This is a genomic window from Mycobacterium intracellulare ATCC 13950 (assembly GCF_000277125.1).
Taxonomy (GTDB): Bacteria; Actinomycetota; Actinomycetes; order Mycobacteriales; family Mycobacteriaceae; genus Mycobacterium; species Mycobacterium intracellulare.
In genome coordinates this window covers 4,554,438-4,577,574 of record NC_016946.1, presented here as the reverse complement: position 1 = coordinate 4,577,574, position 23,137 = coordinate 4,554,438, and the positions used below count along the sequence as shown (strand labels likewise).

The 23,137-nt window shown below is 68.4% G+C and carries 27 protein-coding genes and 1 pseudogene; 23 read left to right on the top strand and 5 right to left on the bottom strand.

The annotated features are described in order from the left end of the window. The first annotated feature begins 79 nt into the window (after positions 1-79). Together OCU_RS46145 and OCU_RS46140 are read left to right on the top strand one after the other, a co-directional pair. Complete coding sequence (locus OCU_RS46145; protein ID WP_014942919.1) at positions 80-898, top strand: mycofactocin-coupled SDR family oxidoreductase; 819 nt, start codon at positions 80-82, stop codon at positions 896-898. A 25-nt stretch (positions 899-923) separates the two neighbouring features. Continuing rightward, complete coding sequence (locus OCU_RS46140) at positions 924-2,111, top strand: NAD(P)/FAD-dependent oxidoreductase (RefSeq protein ID WP_009956323.1); 1,188 nt, start codon at positions 924-926, stop codon at positions 2,109-2,111. Between the two features lie 7 nt (positions 2,112-2,118). Here OCU_RS46140 and OCU_RS46135 read toward each other — a convergent pair whose 3' ends face one another. Continuing rightward, positions 2,119-2,946 carry an inositol monophosphatase family protein gene (locus OCU_RS46135; RefSeq protein ID WP_009956322.1) on the bottom strand — a complete coding sequence of 276 codons (828 nt, stop codon included), beginning with the start codon at positions 2,944-2,946 and terminating at the stop codon, positions 2,119-2,121. Between the two features lie 567 nt (positions 2,947-3,513). Here OCU_RS46135 and OCU_RS46130 point away from each other — a divergent pair. Beyond that, positions 3,514-4,374, top strand: a complete 861-nt coding sequence (locus OCU_RS46130; RefSeq protein ID WP_014381127.1) for an aldo/keto reductase — start codon at positions 3,514-3,516, stop codon at positions 4,372-4,374. A gap of 62 nt (positions 4,375-4,436) precedes the next feature. Here OCU_RS46130 and OCU_RS46125 read toward each other — a convergent pair whose 3' ends face one another. Both OCU_RS46125 and mftR read right to left on the bottom strand, forming a co-directional pair. Next, positions 4,437-5,480 (bottom strand): DUF2332 domain-containing protein, encoded by a 1,044-nt coding sequence (locus OCU_RS46125; protein ID WP_014381126.1) that lies wholly within the window; start codon positions 5,478-5,480, stop codon positions 4,437-4,439. Then, entirely contained in the window at positions 5,477-6,070 is a 594-nt protein-coding gene (gene mftR / locus OCU_RS46120; protein ID WP_009957101.1) for a mycofactocin system transcriptional regulator, read from the bottom strand. The genes OCU_RS46125 and mftR overlap by 4 nt, the downstream gene beginning before the upstream one ends. A gap of 102 nt (positions 6,071-6,172) precedes the next feature. Between mftR and mftA the strand changes: the two genes are divergently transcribed. From mftA to OCU_RS46080, 8 genes are all read left to right on the top strand, one after another. Continuing rightward, the gene (gene mftA / locus OCU_RS51185; RefSeq protein ID WP_007773607.1) at positions 6,173-6,262 is read left to right on the top strand and encodes a mycofactocin precursor MftA; all 90 of its coding nucleotides are present in this window, start codon (positions 6,173-6,175) and stop codon (positions 6,260-6,262) included. Continuing rightward, positions 6,247-6,588, top strand: a complete 342-nt coding sequence (gene mftB, locus OCU_RS46110; RefSeq protein ID WP_009957100.1) for a mycofactocin biosynthesis chaperone MftB — start codon at positions 6,247-6,249, stop codon at positions 6,586-6,588. The genes mftA and mftB overlap by 16 nt, the downstream gene beginning before the upstream one ends. Then, entirely contained in the window at positions 6,585-7,796 is a 1,212-nt protein-coding gene (gene mftC, locus OCU_RS46105; RefSeq protein WP_009957098.1) for a mycofactocin radical SAM maturase, read from the top strand. Before mftB ends, mftC begins: the two co-directional genes overlap by 4 nt. Before the next feature lie 2 nt (positions 7,797-7,798). Continuing rightward, on the top strand, positions 7,799-8,986 hold the full coding sequence (mftD, locus tag OCU_RS46100; protein ID WP_009957097.1) for a pre-mycofactocin synthase MftD: 1,188 nt from the start codon (positions 7,799-7,801) through the stop codon (positions 8,984-8,986). Positions 8,987-9,149: 163 nt separating this feature from the next. Then, positions 9,150-9,881, top strand: coding sequence for a mycofactocin biosynthesis peptidyl-dipeptidase MftE (gene mftE, locus OCU_RS46095; protein ID WP_036459701.1), 732 nt, complete (start codon positions 9,150-9,152; stop codon positions 9,879-9,881). Continuing rightward, complete coding sequence (gene mftF / locus OCU_RS46090) at positions 9,878-11,296, top strand: mycofactocin biosynthesis glycosyltransferase MftF (protein WP_014381122.1); 1,419 nt, start codon at positions 9,878-9,880, stop codon at positions 11,294-11,296. Before mftE ends, mftF begins: the two co-directional genes overlap by 4 nt. 8 nt (positions 11,297-11,304) lie before the next feature. Continuing rightward, entirely contained in the window at positions 11,305-12,750 is a 1,446-nt protein-coding gene (gene mftG / locus OCU_RS46085; protein ID WP_014385804.1) for a mycofactocin dehydrogenase MftG, read from the top strand. A 123-nt stretch (positions 12,751-12,873) separates the two neighbouring features. Next, a complete protein-coding gene (locus OCU_RS46080; protein WP_026071194.1) occupies positions 12,874-13,428 on the top strand; it encodes a TetR/AcrR family transcriptional regulator in 555 nt (184 codons plus the stop codon). Here the strand turns inward: OCU_RS46080 and OCU_RS46075 are convergent. Next, on the bottom strand, positions 13,394-14,656 hold the full coding sequence (locus OCU_RS46075; RefSeq protein ID WP_041787229.1) for a cytochrome P450: 1,263 nt from the start codon (positions 14,654-14,656) through the stop codon (positions 13,394-13,396). The genes OCU_RS46080 and OCU_RS46075 overlap by 35 nt on opposite strands. Before the next feature lie 138 nt (positions 14,657-14,794). Beyond that, a pseudogene (locus OCU_RS51920) lies at positions 14,795-15,001 on the bottom strand (hypothetical protein); the annotation flags it as partial. A 110-nt stretch (positions 15,002-15,111) separates the two neighbouring features. On the opposite strand from OCU_RS51920, the gene rpsJ reads away from it, so the two are divergent. The 12 genes from rpsJ (at position 15,112) to OCU_RS46015 (ending at position 23,093) form a co-directional block, all read left to right on the top strand. Next, positions 15,112-15,417, top strand: coding sequence for a 30S ribosomal protein S10 (gene rpsJ, locus OCU_RS46070; RefSeq protein ID WP_003873519.1), 306 nt, complete (start codon positions 15,112-15,114; stop codon positions 15,415-15,417). A 14-nt stretch (positions 15,418-15,431) separates the two neighbouring features. Next, positions 15,432-16,085, top strand: a complete 654-nt coding sequence (rplC, locus tag OCU_RS46065; protein ID WP_008260820.1) for a 50S ribosomal protein L3 — start codon at positions 15,432-15,434, stop codon at positions 16,083-16,085. Then, positions 16,085-16,756 carry a 50S ribosomal protein L4 gene (gene rplD / locus OCU_RS46060; RefSeq protein WP_014381119.1) on the top strand — a complete coding sequence of 224 codons (672 nt, stop codon included), beginning with the start codon at positions 16,085-16,087 and terminating at the stop codon, positions 16,754-16,756. The genes rplC and rplD overlap by 1 nt, the downstream gene beginning before the upstream one ends. Next, positions 16,756-17,058 carry a 50S ribosomal protein L23 gene (gene rplW, locus OCU_RS46055; protein WP_003873516.1) on the top strand — a complete coding sequence of 101 codons (303 nt, stop codon included), beginning with the start codon at positions 16,756-16,758 and terminating at the stop codon, positions 17,056-17,058. The genes rplD and rplW overlap by 1 nt, the downstream gene beginning before the upstream one ends. Before the next feature lie 28 nt (positions 17,059-17,086). After that, the gene (rplB, locus tag OCU_RS46050; protein WP_008260807.1) at positions 17,087-17,929 is read left to right on the top strand and encodes a 50S ribosomal protein L2; all 843 of its coding nucleotides are present in this window, start codon (positions 17,087-17,089) and stop codon (positions 17,927-17,929) included. 29 nt (positions 17,930-17,958) lie between these two features. Next, entirely contained in the window at positions 17,959-18,240 is a 282-nt protein-coding gene (gene rpsS, locus OCU_RS46045) for a 30S ribosomal protein S19 (protein ID WP_009957090.1), read from the top strand. After that, positions 18,237-18,794: a 50S ribosomal protein L22 gene (rplV, locus tag OCU_RS46040; RefSeq protein WP_009957089.1), complete on the top strand. Its 558-nt coding sequence runs from the start codon at positions 18,237-18,239 to the stop codon at positions 18,792-18,794. Before rpsS ends, rplV begins: the two co-directional genes overlap by 4 nt. Further along, entirely contained in the window at positions 18,794-19,618 is an 825-nt protein-coding gene (rpsC, locus tag OCU_RS46035) for a 30S ribosomal protein S3 (RefSeq protein WP_014381118.1), read from the top strand. The genes rplV and rpsC overlap by 1 nt, the downstream gene beginning before the upstream one ends. A gap of 3 nt (positions 19,619-19,621) precedes the next feature. Next, positions 19,622-20,038 (top strand): 50S ribosomal protein L16, encoded by a 417-nt coding sequence (gene rplP, locus OCU_RS46030; RefSeq protein ID WP_008260803.1) that lies wholly within the window; start codon positions 19,622-19,624, stop codon positions 20,036-20,038. Further along, the gene (rpmC, locus tag OCU_RS46025) at positions 20,038-20,271 is read left to right on the top strand and encodes a 50S ribosomal protein L29 (protein WP_008260802.1); all 234 of its coding nucleotides are present in this window, start codon (positions 20,038-20,040) and stop codon (positions 20,269-20,271) included. Before rplP ends, rpmC begins: the two co-directional genes overlap by 1 nt. Further along, positions 20,271-20,618 carry a 30S ribosomal protein S17 gene (gene rpsQ, locus OCU_RS46020; protein WP_008260801.1) on the top strand — a complete coding sequence of 116 codons (348 nt, stop codon included), beginning with the start codon at positions 20,271-20,273 and terminating at the stop codon, positions 20,616-20,618. Before rpmC ends, rpsQ begins: the two co-directional genes overlap by 1 nt. Before the next feature lie 114 nt (positions 20,619-20,732). Then, positions 20,733-23,093: an arylsulfatase gene (locus OCU_RS46015; protein ID WP_014381116.1), complete on the top strand. Its 2,361-nt coding sequence runs from the start codon at positions 20,733-20,735 to the stop codon at positions 23,091-23,093. The last annotated feature ends 44 nt before the right edge of the window (positions 23,094-23,137 follow it).

Below are 23,137 nucleotides of genomic sequence, written 5' to 3'. Positions count from 1 at the left end.
CCACCTGCGGGCGAATTAGAACACGTTTCAGTTCCGCTGCTAGCCTGGCTTGGTCTGTCGGCGGTCGAAGGGGTTACACGTGGCTGGATCACTGCACGGGCGGGTGGCATTCATCACCGGGGCCGCCCGCGGCCAGGGGCGATCGCACGCGGTGCGGCTGGCCGCCGAGGGCGCCGACATCATCGCGCTCGACATCTGCGCGCCGGCATCGGCCAGCGTGACCTACCCGCCCGCCACCCCCGAGGACCTCGACGAGACCGCGCGCCTGGTGGAGGGGCAGGGGCGCAAGATCCTGACCCGCGTCCTCGACGTCCGCGACGACGCCGCGCTGCGGGAGCTGGTGGCCGACGGGATGGAACAGTTCGGCCGGCTCGACATCGTGGTCGCCAACGCGGGAGTGCTGAGCTGGGGCCGCGTCTGGGAGCTCACCGACGAGCAGTGGGACGCCGTCATCGGGGTCAACCTGACCGGCACCTGGCGCACGCTGCGCGCCACCGTGCCCGCGATGATCGAGGCGGGCAACGGCGGTTCCATCGTCGTGGTCAGCTCGTCGGCGGGGCTCAAGGCGACACCGGGCAACGGCCACTACTCGGCCAGCAAGCACGGGCTCACCGCGCTCACCAATACCCTCGCGATCGAGCTCGGCGAATACGGCATCCGGGTCAACTCGATCCATCCGTACTCGGTCGAAACCCCGATGATCGAGCCCGAAGCGATGATGGAGATCTTCGGCAGGCATCCCAGCTTCGTGCACAGCTTCCCGCCAATGCCGGTGCAGCCCAACGGCTTCATGACGGCCGACGAAGTCGCCGACGTCGTGGCGTGGCTCGCCGGCGACGGGTCCGGCACACTGACCGGCACGCAGATCCCGGTAGATAAGGGTGCCCTAAAGTACTGACCGGCCACCGTGCTAAGAACTCCACGTGAGTACTGACGCGAGCGCCACCAACGGAATCGTGATCGTCGGCGGCGGATTGGCCGCCGCCCGCACCGCCGAGCACCTGCGGAAATCGGCGTATTCCGGGCCCATCACGCTCGTCAGCGACGAGGTCCACCTGCCGTATGACCGCCCGCCGCTGTCGAAAGAGGTGTTGCGCAAAGAGGTCGACGACACCGCGCTCAAACCGCGCGAGTGGTACGACGAGAACGACATCACCCTGCGGCTGGGATCGGCCGCGACAAGCCTGGACACCGCGGCGCAGACGGTGACGCTCGACGACGGGACGACGCTTCGCTACGACGAACTCGTCATCGCCACCGGGCTGGTACCGCGACGCATCCCGTCGATCCCCGACCTCGAGGGCATCCGGGTGCTGCGCTCGTTCGACGAGTCCCTGGCGCTGCGCGAGCACGCGTCCGCGGCGCAGCGCGCCGTCGTCATCGGCGCCGGCTTCATCGGCTGCGAGGTGGCGGCCAGCCTGCGCAGCCTGGGGGTGGACGTGGTGCTGGTGGAGCCCCAGCCCACTCCGCTGGCCGCGGTGCTCGGCGAACAGATCGGTGAGCTGGTGGCCCGGCTGCACCGCGCCGAAGGCGTCGACGTCCGGCTCGGGGTCGGCGTGGCGGAGGTGCGCGGTGACACGCGCGTCGAGGCGGTGGTGTTGAGCGACGGCACCGAGTTGGCGGCCGACGTGGTGGTGGTCGGCATCGGGTCGCGCCCGGCGACCGAATGGCTCGAGGGCAGCGGAGTTGACGTCGACAACGGCGTCATCTGCGACGAGGCCGGGCGCACCAGCGCGCCGAACGTGTGGGCGCTCGGGGACGTCGCGTCGTGGCGTGACGCGACGGGACACCAAGGGCGCGTGGAACATTGGAGCAATGTCGCCGATCAGGCCCGCGCCGTGGTGCCCGCGATGCTGGGGCAGGACGTGCCCACCGCGGTGGTGGTTCCCTACTTCTGGAGCGACCAATACGACGTCAAGATCCAGTGCCTGGGTGAGCCGGAGGCCGACGACATCGTGCACGTCGTCGAGGACGACGGTCGCAAGTTCCTGGCCTACTACGAACGCGACGGCGCCCTGGCAGGCGTGGTCGGCGGCGGGATGCCCGGCAAGGTCATGAAGATGCGCGCCAAAATCGCTGCGGCCGTGCCTATTTCGGAAGTGCTGGGCTGAGCCTTCGCTAGCCGACGGCGGTCGCGTACCGGTCGCCGACGTTCTCGGTGTTGCGGATCACCGTCGCGAGTTGCTCGGCGATGCCCGGCGCGCTGATGACCGTCGACGCGGACTTGTGGGTGTGGGGATTGCCCTGGGCGTCTGTGAGCTGCGCCCCCGCTTCCCGGGCGATCAGGGTCCCCGCCGCGGTGTCCCAGGGCTTGTTGGACATCATCACGCAGGCGTCCAGGGCGCCCTCGGCGACGAACGCGAGGTCCAGGGTCGCCGCCCCGATCATGCGGATGCGCTCGACCCGCGGCACCAGCTCGGCGGTGAGCGCCAGCCGGTGCTCGTTCAGCCTGCCGGCGTCGTGGCCGACGGCGTAGTCGCCGAGCGACACGATGGCCCCGCTGAGGCTGTCGGCGGCGCTGGCGTTGATCCGCTGGCCGCCCAGGAAAGCGCCCTTGCCCTCGATGGCGTGGTAGGTCTTGCCGAGCAGGGGAGCGTGGGTGACCGCGACCACGGTGCGCCCGGTGCGCATCAGCGCCAGTGATACGGCGCACAACGGCAGCCCGTGGACGAAGTTCGACGTTCCGTCGATGGGGTCGAGTACCCAGAGCCACTCGGAGGTTTCGATGTCCGGCTGTTGCTCGGACTCTTCGGCCAACAGTGGGATCTCGGGTGTGGTTTGGGCCAGGTAGTCGGCGATGTCACGCTGGATCGCGAGGTCGATGTCGGTGACCAGGTCACGGTCTCCCTTGTGCTGCACCGAGCTCGGCTGTGATTTCTTGAGCGTGGCGGCACCGATTTGCGTTGCTTGCCAGGCAATTTCGAAAAGCTCTTGCATTGTCTTCATGCGACAGACTTGCCTCGCTTCCAGGGGTAGCGCGTGGTCGCGTCTCTCGAGGATAGGGGACAGGTGATTTCACATCACAGTCGCATCACGGTATATCACGTTCGCATCACGACGCAGCTATGTCCGTTCCCCCGGGAGTGAAACACGCACCATTGTCGGTGTTTTCGCCGGTAAGGCGCCTGCCCCAGGGAGAATTACGCTGAAATCGGTGATGCGCCACAACGCAATTCGATGGTGTTGCACATCACATCGGTTTGAGGTTTCGTTTGTCTTCGTCGAGGGCACCGGGCGCTCGTGTTTGCGGTGTCACAAAATTGCCAAAATTCCATCGCCAATCTTATTGTGCTGGAAAGACGTAACTTCTGAGCTCGCGTTTTTTTGCTAATGCGACGTCGACCGCCTCGGTCCGGGCGCCGTCCGCCCGGCTCGGTTATTGTCACCAAGCGAACGATGTATGGGGCCCATACGCACCAGAAGGGGTTGGCATAAGCCGCCTGGTGTGTTGTCCCTGAATCGTTTACGTCGAAGAAACCCCACACCCCAACCTGGCAGGCAGGTGATTGAAAAGTGACAGTGATTGATGAGATATACAGCGCTTCCAGCGTGATTCCGACCGTCGCTCTCAACGACGAGGCGAAGATGCCCGTACTCGGCTTGGGCGTAGCCAAATTGTCCGATGAGGAGACGGAAAGCTCGGTACTCGCGGCCCTGGAGGCTGGCTGCCGCCTCATCGACACCGCTGCCTCGTACGGAAACGAAGAAGCCGTCGGGCGGGCGATCGCCGCGTCGGGCATCCCGCGTGAGGAGTTGTTCGTCGCCACCAAGCTGGGCACCTCGAGGCAGGGCTTCCAGAGTGCCCAGGAGTCGTGCAAGGAGAGCCTGGACCGTCTTGGGCTGGATTACCTCGACCTCTACCTGATCCACTGGCCGGCGCCGAAGCTGGGCAAGTACGTGGAGAGCTTCGAGGGCATGAAGGTCGCCCGCGACGAGGGGCACGTCCGCTCGATCGGCGTCTGCAACTTCACCGAGGAACTGCTGGCGAACGTCATCGAGGAGACCGACGAGGTGCCCGCGGTGAACCAGGTCGAGCTGCACCCGCGCCTCAACCAGGCCGAGCTGCGCCAGGCGCACGCCCAGCACGACGTGACCACGCAGTCCTACAGCCCGCTGGGCGTCGGCAAGATGCTCGAGGACCCGACCGTGACGGCGATCGCCGCCGAGTACGGCCGCACGCCGGCGCAGGTGCTGGTCCGGTGGAACCTGCAGTTGGACAACGTGGTCGTCTCGCGGTCGTCCAAGCCCGAGCGCGTGGCCCAGAACCTCGACGTGTTCGACTTCACTTTGGAGCCCGAGCACATGGAGGCCATCAACGGATTGCACGACGGCACCCGGGTGCTGCACGATCCGATGACCTTCATGGGGACCTAGTACACGCAACGTCAATGTGGCCGAATTGCCGGGCCTAGTCCGGCAATTCGGCCGCATGCGTTTTACCGCCAGTGCACCGGCGGGCCGTGCGGGTGGCATTCGCCCAGCACGCGCGATTCGCCGTCCGGCCAGCTGCGGGCGCACACCTCGAACCTGATCGGGGCGCCGGGCCCATCGCTCGCCGGCTCCATCGTGAGGTGGGCGAACGGTGAGCGCGCGCCGGCCCGTGCGGCCAGCGCGTCCACGTGGGCGCGCACGGCGTCGCGCTCGTCGGCCGACAGGTATTGCCAGGTGATGGAATGCCAGAGGACGGTGAGCGCGCCGTCGGCCACCCGCAGACCGGCGACCGCGCCGGCCGCCGTCCGGCGTTCGAGCCGGGCCGGGACCCGGCGGGCCACCTCGATGGCCCCGCGCAGCCGGGCCAGCCGCGCGGCCTGGTCGGGCCAGACGTAGCTCAGCACGGTCAGCTCCCCGTCGGTGTCGCCGACGTCGATCGGCGCGATGTCGTAGCCACACCGCTCGGCGATCCGCACGTCACGCCCGGGCGGCAGCGCGCCGCGCCACGCGTCGTCGATGGCCACCGGCGAGTCGGGCGGCCCCCACTGGCTCCCGGCGAACCGGTAAAGGTAGTGGTCGGCTCGCAGGTTCAGCCCCGCGCTCGACCCGATCTCGAAAAGCCTTATCGGCAAACCGGATTGTTTGAGGTGCAGCAAGCCGCCGATCAGTGCGGCCGATCGACCCACCTCGTTGGTCTGCGGGGGTTGATCCAGCGCCGCGCGCAGCGCATCGGCGTGGCCGGCCGCGGCGTCGCGGATCTGAGGCCAGGCCGGTCCGGCGTTCCAGCTCCCGCCGGTGCTGGGGTACCAGCGGCGCAGGTGCGCCGCCCGGCCGTCGAGCACCAGCCGGTGCAGCCCGCCGAGCAGTCGAAGCGGCACCGCGTCGCGCGAGGGGGCGTGGCGGTGCCGGGACAGGATGGCCGCGAACACGCCGCCGGCTTCGACGTCGGCGGCCACCAGCTCGAACAGCTCGCCGTACATCGCGGAGCCCGACGAGGCGCAGAACCTGCCCTGGGCGCGCAGCGTGTGCGCCAGGTGCTCGACGCTCAAGTGTCCAGCTCGTTGAGCCCCGCGCCGACCACGTCGAAGGCATTGCCCAGGGCGACCGGCAGCGGGACGGACTCATCGCTGAGCCAGTGTTCGTAGGCCGACAGCGCCACCCCCAGCATCGTCCAGGCGGCGGTCTGCGGCAGCAGGTCGGTTGTCTTGCAATCGCAGCGGCGGGCCACGAACCCGGCGATCACCTCGCGCCAGCCGGCGTACATCGTCATCGAATAGGCCTGCAGCTCAGCGGTTTGCAGGATCACCCGCATGCGCTGGCGATGGCGGGCGGTCTCGGACTCGTCAAAGGTGTTGAACGCCAACAACGCCGCGCGCAGGGCATCGCCCAGGCGCACCCGGGAATCCACGTTGTCGAGCAGGTCGCGGAGGTGGGCGAGGTGAGTGTCGAAATCGCCCCACGGGATGGCGTTCTTGGACGCGTAGTAGCGAAAGAGCGTGCGGCGGGAGATGCCGGCGGCGTGGGCGACGTCGTCGACGCTCACGTCGGCGAAACCGCGGGCGGTGAACAGGTCGATGGCCACGTCGGTGATATGGGCCGGCGTGGTCGAGCGGCGCCTGCCCACCCGCGGCTGCGGCATCTTCGGACCCCGCCCTTCCATTTCGGCACTCGATGCCATATTCTGGCGGCGAGTGTGACTCAGACCCCATCGTTGTCAAGACCCGACGAAAGGCAAGGCCCCGTGGACCACGAGACCGAAACTGACACCCAGCTCGTCACCGAGACCCTGGTCGAAGAGGTGTCCATCGACGGCATGTGCGGGGTCTACTGACCGTGCCTGCGCCCGCGCAGGCCGAAACGGCTCGCCCCGCCGGCGACACCGTGTTCGATCCTGATCGCGGCTGGCGACTGCACCCGCAGGTGGCGGTGCGGCCGGAACCGTTCGGCGCGCTGCTCTATCACTTCGGCACCCGCAAGCTGTCGTTTTTGAAGAACCGCACCATCCTCACGGTGGTGCAGTCGCTGGCCGAGCACCCCGACGTCCGCTCCGCTTGTCGCGCGGCGGGCATCGACGACGCGGGGCAGGGTCCCTACCTGCACGCGCTGGGTGTGCTCGTCGACTCCAAGATGCTGGTGCCCCGGGAGGACCATCAATGACCGCACCGACCCAAGCGGCCGTACCGCGGCTGATCGAGCAGTTCGAGCACGGGCTCGACGCCCCCATCTGCCTCACCTGGGAGCTCACCTACGCCTGCAACCTGGCCTGCGTGCACTGCCTGTCGTCGTCGGGCAAGCGGGATCCGCGCGAGCTGTCCACCCGTCAGTGCATGGACATCATCGACGAGCTGGAACGCATGCAGGTGTTCTACGTCAACATCGGTGGTGGGGAACCCACTGTGCGCCCGGACTTTTGGGAGCTCGTCGACTACGCGACCGCCCATCACGTCGGCGTCAAGTTCTCCACCAACGGCGTCCGGATCACGCCCGAGGTCGCCGCGCGGTTGGCGGCCAGCGACTACGTCGACGTCCAGATCTCGCTGGACGGCGCCACCGCCGAGGTCAATGACGCGGTGCGTGGACCCGGGTCGTTCGACATGGCGGTGCGGGCGCTGGAAAACCTGGCCGACGCCGGCTTCAAAGACGCCAAGATCTCGGTGGTCGTCACGCGGCACAACGTCGACCAGCTCGACGAATTCGCCGCGCTGGCAAGCCGTTACGGCGCCACGCTGCGGATCACCCGGCTGCGCCCGTCCGGGCGCGGCGCCGATGTCTGGGAGGAGCTGCACCCCACCGCCGACCAGCAGGTCCAGCTGTACGACTGGCTGGTCGCCAAGGGCGAGCGGGTGCTCACCGGCGACTCCTTCTTCCACCTGGCCCCGCTCGGTCAGTCCGGCGCGCTGGCCGGCCTGAACATGTGCGGCGCGGGCCGCGTCGTGTGCCTGATCGACCCCGTCGGCGACGTGTACGCGTGCCCGTTCGCCATCCATGACCGCTTCCTGGCCGGAAACGTGCTGTCGGACGGCGGCTTTGACAACGTGTGGAAGAACGCCCCGTTGTTCCGCGAGCTGCGCGAACCGCAGTCGGCGGGCGCCTGCGGCAGTTGCGGGCATTACGACAGCTGCCGGGGCGGCTGCATGGCGGCCAAGTTCTTCACCGGCCTGCCGCTGGACGGGCCGGACCCCGAATGCGTCCAGGGCCACAGCGCGTCGGCGCTGGCGCACGACCGCGAGACGCCGCGCCCCCGGGCCGACCACTCCCGCGGCAAGCGCATCCGCCAACCGGTGCCGCTCACGTTGTCGCTGCGGCCACCGACGGTCACGCCCGCGGCGCCGCCGGCGCGCCTGTGTAATGAAAGCCCGGTGTGACAATGGCCGAGAAATGGTTTGAAACCGTTGCCATCGCGCAGCAACGCGCCAAGCGCCGGCTGCCGAAATCGGCCTATTCGTCGTTGATTTCGGCCAGCGAAAAGGGAATCACCGTTTCCGACAACGTCGAAGCCTTCGGTGAGCTCGGTTTCGCGCCCCACGTCGTCGGCGCGCCGGCCAAGCGCGACATGTCGACCAGCGTTATGGGGCAGGACATTTCGATGCCCGTCCTGATCTCACCGACCGGCGTGCAGGCCGTGCACCCCGACGGCGAGGTGGCCGTCGCGCGGGCCGCCGCCGCCCGCGGCACCGCCATGGGCCTGTCCTCGTTCGCCAGCAAGCCGATCGAAGAGGTCATCGCGGCGAACCCCAAGCTGTTCTTCCAGCTGTACTGGCTGGGTGACCGCGACGCGATCGCGGCGCGGGTCGAGCGCGCCCGGGCGGCCGGCGCGGCGGGCCTGATCGTCACCACCGACTGGAGCTTCTCGCACGGCCGGGACTGGGGCAGCCCCTCGATCCCGGAGAAGATGGACCTCAAAACCATCCTGAAGATGAGCCCGGAGGTGATCACCAAGCCGCGGTGGTTTCTGCAGTGGGCGAAGACCATGCGGCCGCCGGAGCTGCGGGTGCCCAACCAGGGCCGCCGCGGCGAGCCCGGGCCCCCGTTCTTCGCGGCCTACGGCGAGTGGATGGGCACCCCGCCGCCGACCTGGGAAGACATCGCCTGGCTTCGCGAACTGTGGGGCGGGCCGTTCATGCTCAAGGGCGTGATCCGCGTCGATGACGCCAAAAGGGCTGTGGACGCGGGGGTTTCGGCGATCTCGGTGTCGAATCACGGTGGCAATAACCTGGACGGCACCCCGGCCTCGATCCGCGCCCTGCCGGCGATCGCCGCGGCCGTCGGCGATCAGGTCGAGGTGCTGCTCGACGGCGGCATCCGGCGCGGCAGCGACGTCGTGAAGGCCGTGGCGCTGGGGGCGCGCGCGGTGATGATCGGCCGGGCGTACCTGTGGGGCCTGGCCGCGGCGGGCCAACCGGGCGTGGAGAACGTCCTCGACATTTTGCGTGGCGGCATCGACTCGGCCCTGATGGGTCTGGGACATTCCTCGATCCACGACCTCGGGCCCGGCGACATCCTGGTGCCGCCCGGTTTCACCCGGGCGCTGGGTGTGCCGCCGGCCGGCGGATAACGAAAGCCGGGCTATCCAGGGCGGCTTTGTCGGAATTATTTGACGGCCACGGAAATCGTGGTACGGGCGGGGTAACCGTGACGAACGAGCCGACAATTCGAATGACCGATGAACGGCGCGGAAAAAAAGTTATTTTCAAGCTTCAACAATTGGTGCACGCCAGGTGAATTCGTCCTACCATCACCGAGTGCCCGTACTCGGCGAACTAGGAACAGCGACGTCGAGCCAGCTGTCCGGCACGGCGGCATCGGTCATGATTCCGCTGGGTTCGACCGAGCAACACGGGCCGCACCTGCCGCTGGACACCGACACCCGGATCGCGACGGCGGTCGCCCGGCGCGCTCGCGCGCGCCTCGGCGACGGGTGGCTGGTGGCGCCGGCCATCGCCTACGGCGCGAGCGGCGAGCACCAGAGCTTTGCCGGGACGATCTCGCTCGGCACCGAGGCGCTGACGCTGCTGCTGGTCGAGTACGGCAGGTCGGCGGGCACGTGGGCCCGGCGCCTGGTCTTCGTCAACGGCCACGGCGGCAACGTCGCCGCGCTGGGCGCCGCGGTGGCCAGGCTGCGCGCCGAGGGCCGCGACGCCGGGTGGTGCCCCTGTGTGGCCCCCGGCGGTGACGCCCACGCCGGGCATACCGAAACATCGGTGTTGCTGCATATCTCGCCGGCCGATGTCCGGACCGACCAGTGGCGCGCCGGCAACACCGCACCGTTGCCGGAGTTGCTCGGGTCGATGCGCCGCGGGGGAGTCGCGGCGGTCAGCCCGGTCGGCGTTTTGGGCGACCCGACCACCGCCACCGCCGCCGAGGGCGAGCGCATCGTCGCCGAGATGGTCGACGAGTGTGTCCGCCGCGTCGCCCGCTGGGGACCCGGCCCCGACGGGATGCTGACATGACCTCCTCGGCGCCCCGGCTGCCCGACGGCTTCGCGGTCCAGGTCGACCGCCGCGTGCGGGTGCTCGGCGACGGCTCGGCGCTGCTCGGCGGTTCGCCGACCCGGCTGCTGAAGCTGGCCCCGGCGGCACAGGACATGCTCTGCGACGGCCGGCTGAAGGTGCGCGACGACCTCAGCGCCCAGCTCGCCCGCACCCTGCTGGACGCCACGGTCGCGCATCCCAGGCCCGCCGGCGGGCCGTCGCACCACGACGTGACCGTGGTAATCCCGGTGCGCAACAACCTTTCTGGCGTGCGCCGGCTGGTGAGCTCGCTGCGCGGGCTGCGCGTCGTCGTGGTCGACGACGGCTCGTTCAACGCCGTCGAGCCCGAAGACTTCGTCGGCGCGCACTGCGACATCGAGGTGTTGCGCCACCACCGCAGCAAGGGCCCGGCGGCGGCCCGCAACACCGGGCTGGCGGCCTGCCGGACGGACTTCGTGGCGTTCCTGGATTCCGACGTCGCGCCGCGCCGGGGCTGGCTGGAGGCCCTGCTCGGTCACTTCTGCGACCCCACCGTCGGCCTGGTCGCGCCGCGCATCGTCGGCCTGTCGCACAACGAGAACGTGGTGGCGCGCTACGAGGCCGTGCACTCCTCGCTCGACCTCGGTGAGCGCGAGGCCCCGGTGTTGCCCCACAGCACGGTGTCGTATGTCCCCAGCGCGGCCATCATCTGTCGGTGCTCGGCCATCCGGGAGGTCGGCGGGTTCGACGAGACGTTGCAGTCCGGCGAGGACGTCGACCTGTGCTGGCGGCTGATCGAGTCGGGCGTCCGGCTGCGTTACGAGCCGATCGCGCTGGTGGCCCACGACCACCGCACCGAATTGCGGGATTGGCTCGCGCGCAAAGCATTTTATGGCGGCTCGGCCGCCCCGCTGTCGGTGCGCCACCCGGACAAGACGGCGCCGGTGGTGATCTCCGGCTGGGCGCTGATGACCTGGACGCTGATGGCCTTCGGGTCCACGCTGTCGCGGCTGGCGTCCATCGTGCTGGCCGTCCTGACGGGGCGGCGCATCGCGCGGGCGATGCGCAGCGCGGAGACGTCGATGACCGATGTCGCCATGATCGCGGGCCGCGGCCTGTGGTCGGCGGCGCTGCAGCTGGCGTCGGCGCTGTGCCGGCACTACTGGCCGCTGGCGCTGATGGCCGCGACCATGTCGCGGCACTTCCGGCGGGTGGTACTGGTCGCGGCCGTCATGGACGGGGTGGTCGACTGGCTGCGCCGCCGGGACGCCGTCGGCGACGACGTCGAACCGATCGGGCTGCCGACCTATCTGGTGCTCAAGCGCGTCGACGACCTGGCGTACGGTCTCGGGTTGTGGTGGGGTGTGCTACGGGAGCGCAACGTGCGCGCCCTGAAACCCCAGATCCGCAGTTAGCCGCCGCCTTGACCGCAGCCGTCTCGCACAGCGATGTGCTGATCGTCGGCGCCGGCAGTGCTGGATCGGTTGTCGCCGAACGCCTTTCCGCCGACGCGGACCGCACGGTCACCGTCCTCGAGACGGGCCCCGCCCTCGACGATCCGGGCCTGCTCGCCCAGACCGCCAACGGTCTGCAGCTGCCGATCGGCGTCGGCAGCCCCCTGGTCCGGCGCTATCAGACCCACCTCACCGACGAACCCGTCCGCCAGCACCCCCTGGTGCGGGGGGCCACGGTGGGCGGATCGGGAGCCATCAACGGCGGCTACTTCTGCCGCGGATTGCCCCGCGACTTCGACCGCATCGGCCTACCGGGCTGGGGATGGTCCGAGGTGCTGGACAGCTTCCGGGCCATCGAGACCGACCTGGACTTCGACGGTCCCGCCCACGGCGACAGCGGCCCCATCCTGGTGCGCCGCACCCACGAGATGACGGGAACCACGGAGCGTTTCATCACCGCCGCCCAGCGCGCCGGATTCGGCTGGATCGCCGACCTCAACGACGTTGCGGCTGAACCAATTTCGGGGATAGGCGCCGTCCCGCTCAACATCGTCGACGGCGTGCGCAGGGGGTCCGGCACCGCGTATCTCATCCCGGCGCTGAGCCGGCCGAACCTGCGCCTGCACGCGCGGACCCGGGCGGTGCGGCTGCGCTTCGCCGGGAGCGTCGCGGTGGGCGTGGACGCGATCGGGCCGGACGGCCACACCGTGTTCACTGCCGACCGAATCGTGTTGTGCGGCGGCGCCATTGAAACGGCGCATCTCCTCATGCTCTCGGGCATCGGCGACCCCGACGCGCTGGCGGCCGCCGGGGTGCCGGTGGTCGCGGCGCTGCCGGTGGGGGCGTCGTTCAGCGATCACGCCGAGTGGGTGCTGCCCACCGACTGGACGGTGGCCCCCGGGCGCCCGGTGCTCGAGGTGGTGCTGAGCACGGCCGACGGCCTCGAGATCAGGCCGTACACCGGTGGATTCGTGGCGATGACCGGCGACGGCACCGCCGGGCACGCCGATTGGCCGCACATCGGGGTGGCCCTCATGCAACCGCGCGCGCGGGGCCGCATCACGCTGGTCTCGCCGGATCCCGACGTGGCGCCGCGCATCGAGCACCGCTACGACAGCGAGCCCGACGACGTCGCGGACCTGCGCCGGGGCATCGACTTGGCCCACGAATTGGCCGGCAGCACAATCGGTTCCGCGACGGCGGTCTGGTCCACCTCGCAGCATCTGTGCGGCACCGCGCCGATGGGTGTCGACGGCGACCCGCGGGCCGTCGTCGACCCCCTGTGCCGGGTCTACGGCATCGACAACCTGTGGGTGATCGACGGCTCGGTCCTGCCCACGATCACCAGCCGCGGTCCGCACGCCACCATCGTGATGATCGGGCACCGGGCGTCAGAATTCGTTTCGACCCGATAGTCTCGTCTCAGACAGGAGGTGGTCGCCATTACCGCCGGGACGACCGACCCGCGCCCCGCGAGGTCGCGGGCCAGGCTGCTGGACGCCGCCGTCACGCTGCTGCGGGCCGGGGGTCCCAGCGCGGTGACGGTCGACGCGGTCACCCGCACCGCCAACGTGGCCAGGGCGACCCTGTATCGCCACTTTCCGAGCGGAAACGACTTGCTGGCAGCGGCTTTCAACAGCCTGATACCGGCGTCACCGACCCCGCCGGCCGAGGGATCGCTGCGGGACCGGCTGGTCGCGGTGGTGTTGGCCCAGGCCGAATCCGTGGCCCACGCGCCCACCCTCATGACGGCGATGTCCTGGCTGGCGCTGGGGCGTGACCTGGAGGGGCTGCCCGAACCCCGGCACAGCGCCAATGCCGACAGCGCGGCGATCACCACCCTGCGCGAGCGGATCGCTCAGCAGTACGCGGAGCCGTTCGACGTCATCTTCGACAGCCCGGAGGCCGCCGAGCTGGGCGAGGTGGACCGATCCCGGGCGATCGCCATGCTCATCGGACCCCTGGTGCTCGGCCGCCTGTCCACCCTGCCCGATTTCGACTACCGCGAATGCGCGCTGGCGGCGGTCGACGGCTTCCTCCACGTCCAGACCAATCGGGCTAACGCAGCGAATACCGAATCGGCAGGTGCTTGAGACCACCCACGAACGTGGTGGCGACGAGTTCGGGTTCCCCGGCGCACTCGACGGACTCCAGCCGGGGCAACAGTTCGGTGAAAAAGCTGTTCACCTCCATGCGGGCCAGCGCGGCCCCCAGGCAGAAGTGCACGCCGTAGCCAAAGGCCAAGTGCTTGTTGGGGTCTCGGCCGACATCGAACCGGAACGGGTCGTCGAACACGTCCTCGTCGCGGTTCGCCGACACGTAGGACAGATACACCGATTCGCCCGCGGCGATCGGCACCCCGCGAACGGCGGTGTCGGCGACCGCGGTGCGCATGAACTCTTTGACCGGCGTCACCCAGCGGATCATCTCCTCGGTCGCCAGCGGCATCAGTGCGGGGTCGGCGGTCAACCGGGCGCGCTGGTCGGGGTTTTCGATCAGCGCCTGCAGCCCGCCGGCGATGGTGGCGCTCGTGGTGTCGTGCCCGGCGGTCGCGATGATGACGTAGTAGGAGGCCGTGTCGACGTCCGACAGCGGCTCGCCGTCGACGCGCGCGTTGGCGATCGCCGACGCCAGGTCGTCGGTGGGGTGGGCCCGCCGCGCCGCGGTGAGATCGCTGAAGTAGCCGAAGAAGTCGAGCAGGATCTGCATCTGCTCCTCGGGCGTGGTGCCCCGCTTGAACTCCTCGTCGTCGCCGCCGAACAGTTCCTGGGTGAGTCTGAGCATGCGCGGGAAATCCGATTCCGGCAGGCCCAGCAGCGACAAGATCACGTACAGCGGGTAGTTCACGGCGACCTCCTGCACGAAATCGCATTCGCCGCCCGCGGCCATCATCTTGTCGACGTAGCTCTTGGCCAGCTCGTCGACCCTGACCTTCAGCGCGCGCATGGCCTTGGGGCGAAACCAGTCGGCACCGATCGCGCGCACCACCCGGTGCCGGGGGTCGTCCATGTGGATCAGGGTGCGCAGGCCCATCCCGGCGTCCAGCTGGGCGCGCGCGAAGTCGTCGGCCTCGGCGGGGGCCAGCAGCGGCCGCGGCTCGTTGAGGAACAGGTCGTTGGCCCGCTCGATCTCCATGACGTCGGCGTGCTTGGTGATCGCCCAGAACGGCCGGTACGGCGGACAGTCGACCAACGACACCGGTGCGTGCGCGCGCAGGTGCGCCAGCGCCGCATGCAGCCGCGGCTCGTCGGCGTACGCGATGGGGTCGGCGAACACCTTGACGGCCTGCGCGGTTTCCGGATCGACGGTCGGTGTGCTCATGGCACTAGTCTTGGCCTCGGCACCGGCCATCTCAAGGCCTCTGACCTGGGCGTTAGCGTCGCGTAGCGACGGCGTCCGGGCCGGGCGTGACGGATTGGGCCCGGGATCTCGCCCGAATTTTGTTCGGGCCCCGATCTAGGGCATACTGTTCAGGTTGCCTTGAGCCGGGTTTGCGCCTGGTCGGGCATACGACCAGCGTCCAAACGGGCGCGTCCGGTCCCATCCTTCGAGTGCGACGAATTTCGATCGTGAAATCGGCGCGCCGAGGCCGCGTGAGGGTGACACACCCGACCGCGGGGGCCGGTGGACCACGACAGGTAAACAGCGGCGCACTATCCGGCGCAACGCTCGATCGGCCAACATCGGCCGGCCCGATCGGCGCGCCGGTGGCACTGAGGACATGGATTATTTGAGCCCGGAAACCGGGCCTCAACAGGAGCGAGGGTAGGAGAAGCGTGGCGGGACAGAAGATCCGCATCAGGCTTAAGGCCTACGACCATGAGGCTATCGACGCGTCGGCGCGCAAGATCGTCGAGACCGTCGTCCGCACGGGTGCCAGCGTCGTAGGGCCGGTGCCGCTGCCGACCGAGAAGAATGTGTATTGCGTCATCCGCTCTCCGCACAAGTACAAGGACTCGCGGGAGCACTTCGAGATGCGCACGCACAAGCGGCTGATCGACATCCTCGACCCGACGCCGAAGACCGTTGACGCGCTGATGCGCATCGACCTTCCGGCCAGTGTCGACGTCAACATCCAGTAGGGGGTTACAGAGCAATGGCGCGTAAGGGCATTCTCGGTACCAAGCTGGGCATGACGCAGGTATTCGACGAGAACAACAGGATTGTGCCGGTGACGGTCGTCAAGGCCGGGCCGAACGTGGTGACCCGCATCCGCACGCCGGAGCAGGACGGCTACAGCGCCGTGCAGCTGGCGTACGGCGAGATCAGTCCGCGCAAGGTCAACAAGCCGGTGACCGGTCAGTACGCGGCCGCGGGCGTCAACCCGCGCCGGTTCTTGGCCGAGCTGCGGCTGGACAACCCGGACGCGGCGGCGGAATACCAGGTCGGCCAGGAGCTGACGGCCGAGATCTTCACCGACGGCAGCTACGTCGACGTCACCGGAACCTCCAAGGGGAAGGGCTTCGCGGGCACCATGAAGCGCCACGGTTTCCGTGGTCAGGGCGCCAGTCACGGTGCCCAGGCGGTGCACCGTCGCCCGGGTTCCATCGGTGGTTGCGCCACCCCCGCCCGCGTGTTCAAGGGCACGCGGATGGCGGGCCGGATGGGTAACGACCGGGTGACCGTCCAAAACCTGTTGGTGCACAAGGTCGATACCGAGAACGGCGTGCTGCTGATCAAGGGTGCGGTCCCCGGCCGCACCGGTGGACTCGTGGTGGTCCGCAGCGCGGTCAAACGAGGTGAGAAGTGATGGCAGCACAAGGTTCCAAGACGCTCAAGATCGACGTCAAGACACCGGCCGGCAAGGTCGAAGGCTCGATCGAGTTGCCGGCCGAATTGTTCGACGCCCCGGCCAATATCGCGCTGATGCACCAGGTCGTCACCGCCCAGCGGGCGGCGGCGCGCCAGGGCACGCACTCGACCAAGACGCGCGGCGACGTCAGCGGCGGTGGCCGTAAGCCCTACCGGCAGAAGGGAACCGGCCGCGCCCGGCAGGGTTCCACGCGGGCCCCGCAGTTCACCGGCGGTGGCGTCGTGCACGGCCCCAAGCCGCGTGACTACAGCCAGCGCACGCCCAAGAAGATGATCGCCGCGGCGTTGCGCGGTGCGCTGTCCGACCGGGCGCGCAACGGGCGCATCCACGCGGTCACCGAAATCGTCGCCGGCCAGACCCCGTCGACCAAGAGCGCCAGGGCGTTCCTGGGCACGCTGACCGAGCGCAAGCAGGTGCTGGTCGTGATCGGACGCAGCGACGAGGCGGGCGCCAAGAGCGTGCGCAACCTTCCCGGTGTGCACATCCTGACGCCCGGCCAGCTCAACACCTATGACGTGCTCCGCTCCGACGACGTGGTGTTCAGCGTGGAGGCCCTCAACGCCTACATCAGCGCCAACACCGGTACTCCCGAGGAGGTTTCGGTCTGATGGCGACCGTCACTGACCCCCGCGACATCATCTTGGCCCCGGTCATCTCGGAGAAGTCCTATTCGCTCCTCGATGACAACGTGTACACGTTCGTGGTGCACCCCGATTCGAACAAGACGCAGATCAAGATCGCCATCGAGAAGATCTTCTCCGTCAAGGTCGCATCGGTGAACACCGCGAACCGGCAGGGTAAGCGCAAGCGCACCAGGACCGGGTTCGGCAAGCGCAAGAGCACCAAGCGGGCCATCGTCACGCTGGCGCCGGGTAGCAAGCCGATCGATCTGTTCGGGGCACCGGCCTAGCCGCCGCGAGAGGAAGACCTGATTAGACATGGCAATTCGTAAGTACAAGCCGACGAGCCCCGGCCGTCGCGGCGCAAGCGTGTCCGATTTCTCCGAGGTCACCCGTTCCACCCCGGAGAAGTCGTTGGTTCGGCCGCTGCACGGCCACGGTGGGCGTAACGCGCACGGCCGCATCACCACCCGCCACAAGGGTGGCGGCCACAAGCGCGCCTACCGGGTGATCGACTTCCGTCGCAACGACAAGGACGGCGTCAACGCCAAGGTCGCCCACATCGAATACGACCCCAACCGGACCGCCAACATCGCGTTGCTGCACTTCCTGGACGGCGAGAAGCGCTACATCATTGCGCCGCAGGGACTTTCGCAGGGCGACGTGGTGGAAACGGGTCCGAACGCGGACATCAAGCCGGGCAACAACCTGCCGCTGCGCAACATCCCGGCCGGTACCGTGATCCACGCCGTGGAACTGCGGCCGGGCGGTGGCGCCAAGCTGGCGCGGTCGGCCGGCGCGAGCATTCAGTTGCTCGGTAAGGAGGGCACCTACGCGTCGCTGCGTATGCCCAGCGGCGAGATCCGTCGCGTCGACGTGCGTTGCCGCGCCACCGTCGGCGAGGTGGGCAACGCCGAGCAGGCGAACATCAACTGGGGGAAGGCCGGCCGCATGCGGTGGAAGGGCAAGCGCCCTTCGGTCCGTGGTGTGGTCATGAACCCGGTGGATCACCCGCACGGTGGTGGTGAGGGCAAGACCTCCGGTGGTCGCCACCCGGTGAGCCCGTGGGGCAAGCCCGAGGGCCGCACCCGCCATCCGAACAAGGCCAGCAACAAGCTCATCGTGCGACGCCGGCGTACCGGCAAGAAGCACGGTCGCTGAGGAAGCCCAGGACCAGGAGTAGTCAGCACATGCCACGCAGCCTGAAGAAGGGCCCGTTCGTCGACGGCCACCTGCTCAAAAAGGTGGACGCGCAGAACGAGAAGAACACCAAACAGGTGATCAAGACATGGTCGCGCCGTTCGACGATCATTCCTGACTTCATCGGCCACACGTTCGCGGTCCACGACGGACGCAAGCACGTCCCGGTGTTCGTCACCGAGTCGATGGTCGGCCACAAGCTTGGTGAATTCGCCCCCACCCGCACCTTCAAGGGACACATCAAGGACGACCGGAAGGCCAAACGGCGATGACCACGACTGAATTTCCCTCGGCGGTGGCCAAAGCGCGCTTCGTGCGGGTGTCGCCGAGAAAGGCGCGACGGGTGATCGACCTGGTGCGCGGCCGCTCGGTGGCCGACGCGCTCGACATCCTGCGCTGGGCGCCGCAGGCCGCCAGCGAGCCGGTGGCCAAGGTGATCGCCAGCGCCGCGGCCAACGCGCAGAACAACAACGGGCTGGACCCGTCGACCCTGGTGGTCGCCACCGTCTACGCCGACGAGGGCCCCACCGCCAAGCGCATCCGGCCGCGCGCCCAGGGCCGCGCGTTCCGGATTCGCAAGCGCACCAGCCACATCACGGTCGTGGTGGAGAGCCGCCCGGCCAAGGACCAGCGGTCGGCGAAGTCGACCCGGGCCCGCCGCGCCGAGGCGAGCAAGGCCGCCGCCAAGAAGGCCCCGGCCACCAAGGCGCCGGCCAGCAAGGCACCCGCCAAGAAGGCCGCGGCAAAAGCGCCCGCGAAGAAGGCCGCACCGAAAGCCGAAGCCAAGACGTCTGAGACTTCTGACGCGAAGGGAGGCTCAGACTAGTGGGCCAGAAGATCAATCCGCACGGCTTCCGGCTGGGCATCACGACCGACTGGAAGTCCCGCTGGTACGCCGACAAGCAGTACTCGGACTACGTCAAGGAAGACGTCGCGATCCGGCGGCTGCTGTCGACCGGCCTGGAGCGGGCCGGGATCGCCGACGTGGAGATCGAGCGCACCCGCGACCGCGTCCGGGTGGACATCCACACCGCGCGTCCGGGCATCGTCATCGGCCGCCGCGGCACCGAGGCCGACCGGATCCGCGCCGACCTGGAGAAGCTGACCGGCAAGCAGGTGCAGCTCAACATCCTCGAGGTCAGAAACCCTGAGTCCCAAGCGCAATTGGTGGCCCAGGGCGTCGCCGAGCAGCTGAGCAACCGCGTGGCGTTCCGCCGGGCGATGCGCAAGGCCATCCAGTCGGCGATGCGCCAGCCCAACGTCAAGGGCATCCGCGTGCAGTGCTCCGGCCGTCTCGGCGGCGCCGAGATGAGCCGCTCGGAGTTCTACCGCGAGGGCCGGGTGCCGCTGCACACGCTGCGCGCCGACATCGACTACGGCCTGTACGAGGCCAAGACCACCTTCGGCCGGATCGGCGTGAAGGTGTGGATCTACAAGGGCGACATCGTCGGTGGCAAGCGCGAACTGGCCGCCGCCGCTCCCGCGGGCGCCGAGCGTTCCCGCCGCGAGCGCCCGTCGGGCACCCGCCCGCGCCGCAGTGGCGCCTCAGGCACCACGGCCACCAGCACCGAGGCCGGCCGGGCCGCCAGCGTCGAAGAGGGCGCCGCGGCCGCCGCACCCGCTGCAGAACCGCAAAGCACGGAGAGCTGAATCATGTTGATTCCACGCAGAGTTAAACACCGCAAGCAGCACCACCCCCGCCAGCGCGGCATCGCCAGCGGCGGCACGGCGGTGAACTTCGGCGACTACGGCATCCAGGCCCTGGAGCACGCGTACGTCACCAACCGGCAGATCGAGTCCGCTCGTATCGCCATCAACCGGCACATCAAGCGTGGCGGCAAGGTGTGGATCAACGTGTTCCCCGACCGCCCGCTGACCAAGAAGCCCGCGGAAACCCGGATGGGTTCGGGTAAGGGTTCGCCGGAGTGGTGGGTCGTCAACGTCAAGCCGGGCCGGGTGCTGTTCGAGCTCAGCTACCCCAACGAGCAGATCGCCCGCGCGGCGCTCACCCGCGCAATCCACAAGTTGCCGATCAAGGCGCGCATCGTGACTCGAGAGGATCAGTTCTGATGGCAGTGGGAATTTCGCCGGGCGAACTGCGCGAGCTCACCGACGAGGAGCTGACCGAGCGGTTGCGCGAGTCCAAGGAAGAGCTGTTCAACCTGCGCTTCCAGATGGCGACCGGCCAGCTCACCAACAACCGCCGGCTTCGCACCGTGCGTCAGGAGATCGCGCGCGTCTACACCGTGCTGCGCGAACGAGAACTGGGCCTGGCTTCCGGGCCGGATGGTAAGGAATCGTGATGGCAGAAGCCAAGAAGGCCGCCCCCAAGAAGGCCGCCGCAGCCCAAGCCGCGTCGAAGGACAAGGGCCCCAAGCACACTCCCGCGAACCCGAAGGTGCGTGGCCGCCGCAAGATGCGCATCGGTTACGTGGTGAGCGACAAGATGCAGAAGACCATCGTGGTCGAACTGGAAGACCGCGTCCGTCACCCGCTGTACGGCAAGATCATCCGGACCACCAAGAAGGTCAAGGCGCACGACGAGAACAGCGCCGCCGGGATCGGCGACCGCGTCTCGCTGATGGAGACGCGCCCGACGTCGGCGACCAAGCGCTGGCGGCTCGTCGAGATTCTGGAAAAGGCGAAGTAAGCCCCGAGCGGCATGGAAACGCCCGAGACCCGATGGTCTCGGGCGTTTTGCTTGCCGCACGTAACGCCGCTGCGAAAAAACGCGGAAAGTTCGCGGCCACGTTACGCTCGGCGCATGTCCACTGACTCGCGAGCCTTCAACGGCAAGATCGAGCTCGATATCCGCGATTCCGAACCGGATTGGGGTCCCTACGCCGCGCCGACCGCGCCGCAGGATGCACCGAACGTCCTCTATCTGGTTTGGGATGACACCGGCATCGCGACCTGGGACTGCTTCGGCGGCCTGGTCGAGATGCCGGCCATGTCGCGCATCGCCGAACGCGGCGTCCGGCTTTCGCAGTTTCACACCACCGCGCTGTGTTCGCCGACCCGGGCGTCGCTGCTCACCGGGCGCAATGCCACGACCGTCGGCATGGCCACCATCGAGGAGTTCACCGAGGGCTTCCCCAACGCCAACGGTCGCATCCCGTTCGACACCGCCCTGCTGTCCGAGGCCCTCGCCGAGGCGGGATACAACACCTACTGCGTGGGCAAGTGGCACCTGACGCCGCTGGAGGAATCGAACCTGGCGTCGACGAAGCGGCACTGGCCGCTCTCGCGCGGCTTCGAACGGTTCTACGGGTTCCTGGGCGGGGAGACCGACCAGTGGTATCCCGACCTGGTGTACGACAACCATCCGGTCAGCCCGCCGGCCACCCCGGAGGACGGCTACCACCTGTCAAAGGACCTCGCCGACAAGACGATCGAATTCATCCGCGACGCCAAAGTGATTGCGCCGGAAAAGCCGTGGTTCTCCTACGTGTGCCCCGGCGCCGGGCACGCGCCGCATCACGTCTTCAAGCAATGGGCCGACCACTACGCCGGCCGCTTCGACATGGGCTACGAGCGCTACCGCGAGATCGTGCTGGAGCGGCAGAAGTCGATGGGCATCGTGCCGGGCGACACCGAACTGTCGCCGGTCAACCCGTACCTCGACGTGAAGGGTCCCGACGGCCAGGAGTGGCCCCTGCAGGACACGGTGCGACCCTGGGATTCCCTGAATGACGACGAGAAGAGGCTGTTTTCCCGGATGGCCGAGGTGTTCGCCGGGTTCCTGAGCTACACCGACGCCCAGATCGGCCGGATCCTGGACTATCTCGAGGAATCGGGTCAGCTCGACAACACCATCATTGTGGTGATCTCCGACAACGGCGCCAGCGGCGAGGGCGGGCCCAACGGATCGGTCAACGAGGGCAAGTTCTTCAACGGCTACATCGACACGGTCGAAGAAAGCATGAAGCTGTTCGAGCATCTCGGCGGGCCGCAGACCTACAACCACTACCCGATCGGGTGGGCGATGGCATTCAACACGCCCTACAAGCTCTACAAGCGCTACGCCTCCCACGAGGGCGGGATCGCCGACACCGCAATCATCTCCTGGCCCAACGGGATTGCCGCGCACGGCGAGGTCCGCGACAACTACGTCAACGTCTGCGACATCACGCCGACCGTCTACGACCTGCTCGGCCTGACGCCGCCGCAAACCGTCAAGGGCATCGCACAGAAACCACTGGACGGCGTGAGTTTCAAAGCGGCACTTGACGATCCGAAGGCCACCACCGGCAAAAGCGCCCAGTTCTACACCATGCTGGGTACCCGCGGGATCTGGCACGAGGGCTGGTTCGCCAACACCGTGCACGCGGCCACACCGGCCGGCTGGTCGCATTTCGACGCCGATCGCTGGGAGCTGTTCCACATCGAGGCCGACCGCAGCCAGTGCCACGACCTCGCGGCCCAAAAGCCGGAGAAACTCGAGGAACTCAAGGCGTTGTGGTTCTCGGAGGCCGCCAAATACAACGGGCTGCCCCTCTCGGATTTCAACATCCTGGAGACCCTGGGGCGCTCGCGGCCGTATCTGGTCGGCGAACGGTCCAGCTACGTCTACTATCCCGATTGCGCGGACGTGAGCATCGGCGCGGCCGCCGAGATCCGCGGCCGCTCGTTTTCGGTGCTGGCCGAGGTGACCATCGATACCACCGGCGCCGAGGGTGTGCTGTTCAAGCAGGGCGGCGCGCACGGCGGGCACGTGTTGTTCATCCAGGACGGGCGGCTGCATTACGTGTACAACTTCCTCGGCGAGCGCCAGCAGGAGGTCTCCTCGGCGCAGGCCGTGCCGTTGGGCAGGCATCTGTTCGGCGCCAGCTATTCGCGGACCGGCACGGTCGAGAACAGTCATACGCCGCTGGGTGACCTGACGCTGTTCATCGATGACGAGGTTGTCGGCACGCTCGCCGGGGTGAGCACCCACCCCGGCACCTTCGGGCTGGCGGGCGCCGGCATCACCGTCGGTCGCAACGGCGGGTCGGGTGTGTCCAGTCGCTTCAAGGCGCCGTTCGCGTTCACCGGCGGGACCATCGCCCAGGTCACCGTCGACCTGTCCGGCCGGCCCTATCGGGACGTGGAAACCGAGATCGCGCTGGCCTTTTCGCGCGACTGACGCGGCCGCGCGAGCGAGCGCCGGCGACGCCTGGATCGATCGAG

Bases quoted from the DNA above. Each gene is read 5' to 3' on its own strand.
- mftD (WP_009957097.1), top strand. From the start codon at position 7,799: ATGGCCGAGAAATGGTTTGAAACCGTTGCCATCGCGCAGCAACGCGCC.
- mftR (WP_009957101.1), bottom strand. From the start codon at position 6,070: ATGCCGCAGCCGCGGGTGGGCAGGCGCCGCTCGACCACGCCGGCCCAT.
- rplV (WP_009957089.1), top strand. From the start codon at position 18,237: ATGACCACGACTGAATTTCCCTCGGCGGTGGCCAAAGCGCGCTTCGTG.
- rplC (WP_008260820.1), top strand. From the start codon at position 15,432: ATGGCGCGTAAGGGCATTCTCGGTACCAAGCTGGGCATGACGCAGGTA.
- rplP (WP_008260803.1), top strand. From the start codon at position 19,622: ATGTTGATTCCACGCAGAGTTAAACACCGCAAGCAGCACCACCCCCGC.
- mftF (WP_014381122.1), top strand. From the start codon at position 9,878: ATGACCTCCTCGGCGCCCCGGCTGCCCGACGGCTTCGCGGTCCAGGTC.
- OCU_RS46135 (WP_009956322.1), bottom strand. From the start codon at position 2,946: ATGAAGACAATGCAAGAGCTTTTCGAAATTGCCTGGCAAGCAACGCAA.
- OCU_RS46075 (WP_041787229.1), bottom strand. From the start codon at position 14,656: ATGAGCACACCGACCGTCGATCCGGAAACCGCGCAGGCCGTCAAGGTG.
- rplD (WP_014381119.1), top strand. From the start codon at position 16,085: ATGGCAGCACAAGGTTCCAAGACGCTCAAGATCGACGTCAAGACACCG.
- mftC (WP_009957098.1), top strand. From the start codon at position 6,585: ATGACCGCACCGACCCAAGCGGCCGTACCGCGGCTGATCGAGCAGTTC.
- rpsQ (WP_008260801.1), top strand. From the start codon at position 20,271: ATGGCAGAAGCCAAGAAGGCCGCCCCCAAGAAGGCCGCCGCAGCCCAA.
- OCU_RS46015 (WP_014381116.1), top strand. From the start codon at position 20,733: ATGTCCACTGACTCGCGAGCCTTCAACGGCAAGATCGAGCTCGATATC.
- rpmC (WP_008260802.1), top strand. From the start codon at position 20,038: ATGGCAGTGGGAATTTCGCCGGGCGAACTGCGCGAGCTCACCGACGAG.
- rpsS (WP_009957090.1), top strand. From the start codon at position 17,959: ATGCCACGCAGCCTGAAGAAGGGCCCGTTCGTCGACGGCCACCTGCTC.
- rplB (WP_008260807.1), top strand. From the start codon at position 17,087: ATGGCAATTCGTAAGTACAAGCCGACGAGCCCCGGCCGTCGCGGCGCA.
- rplW (WP_003873516.1), top strand. From the start codon at position 16,756: ATGGCGACCGTCACTGACCCCCGCGACATCATCTTGGCCCCGGTCATC.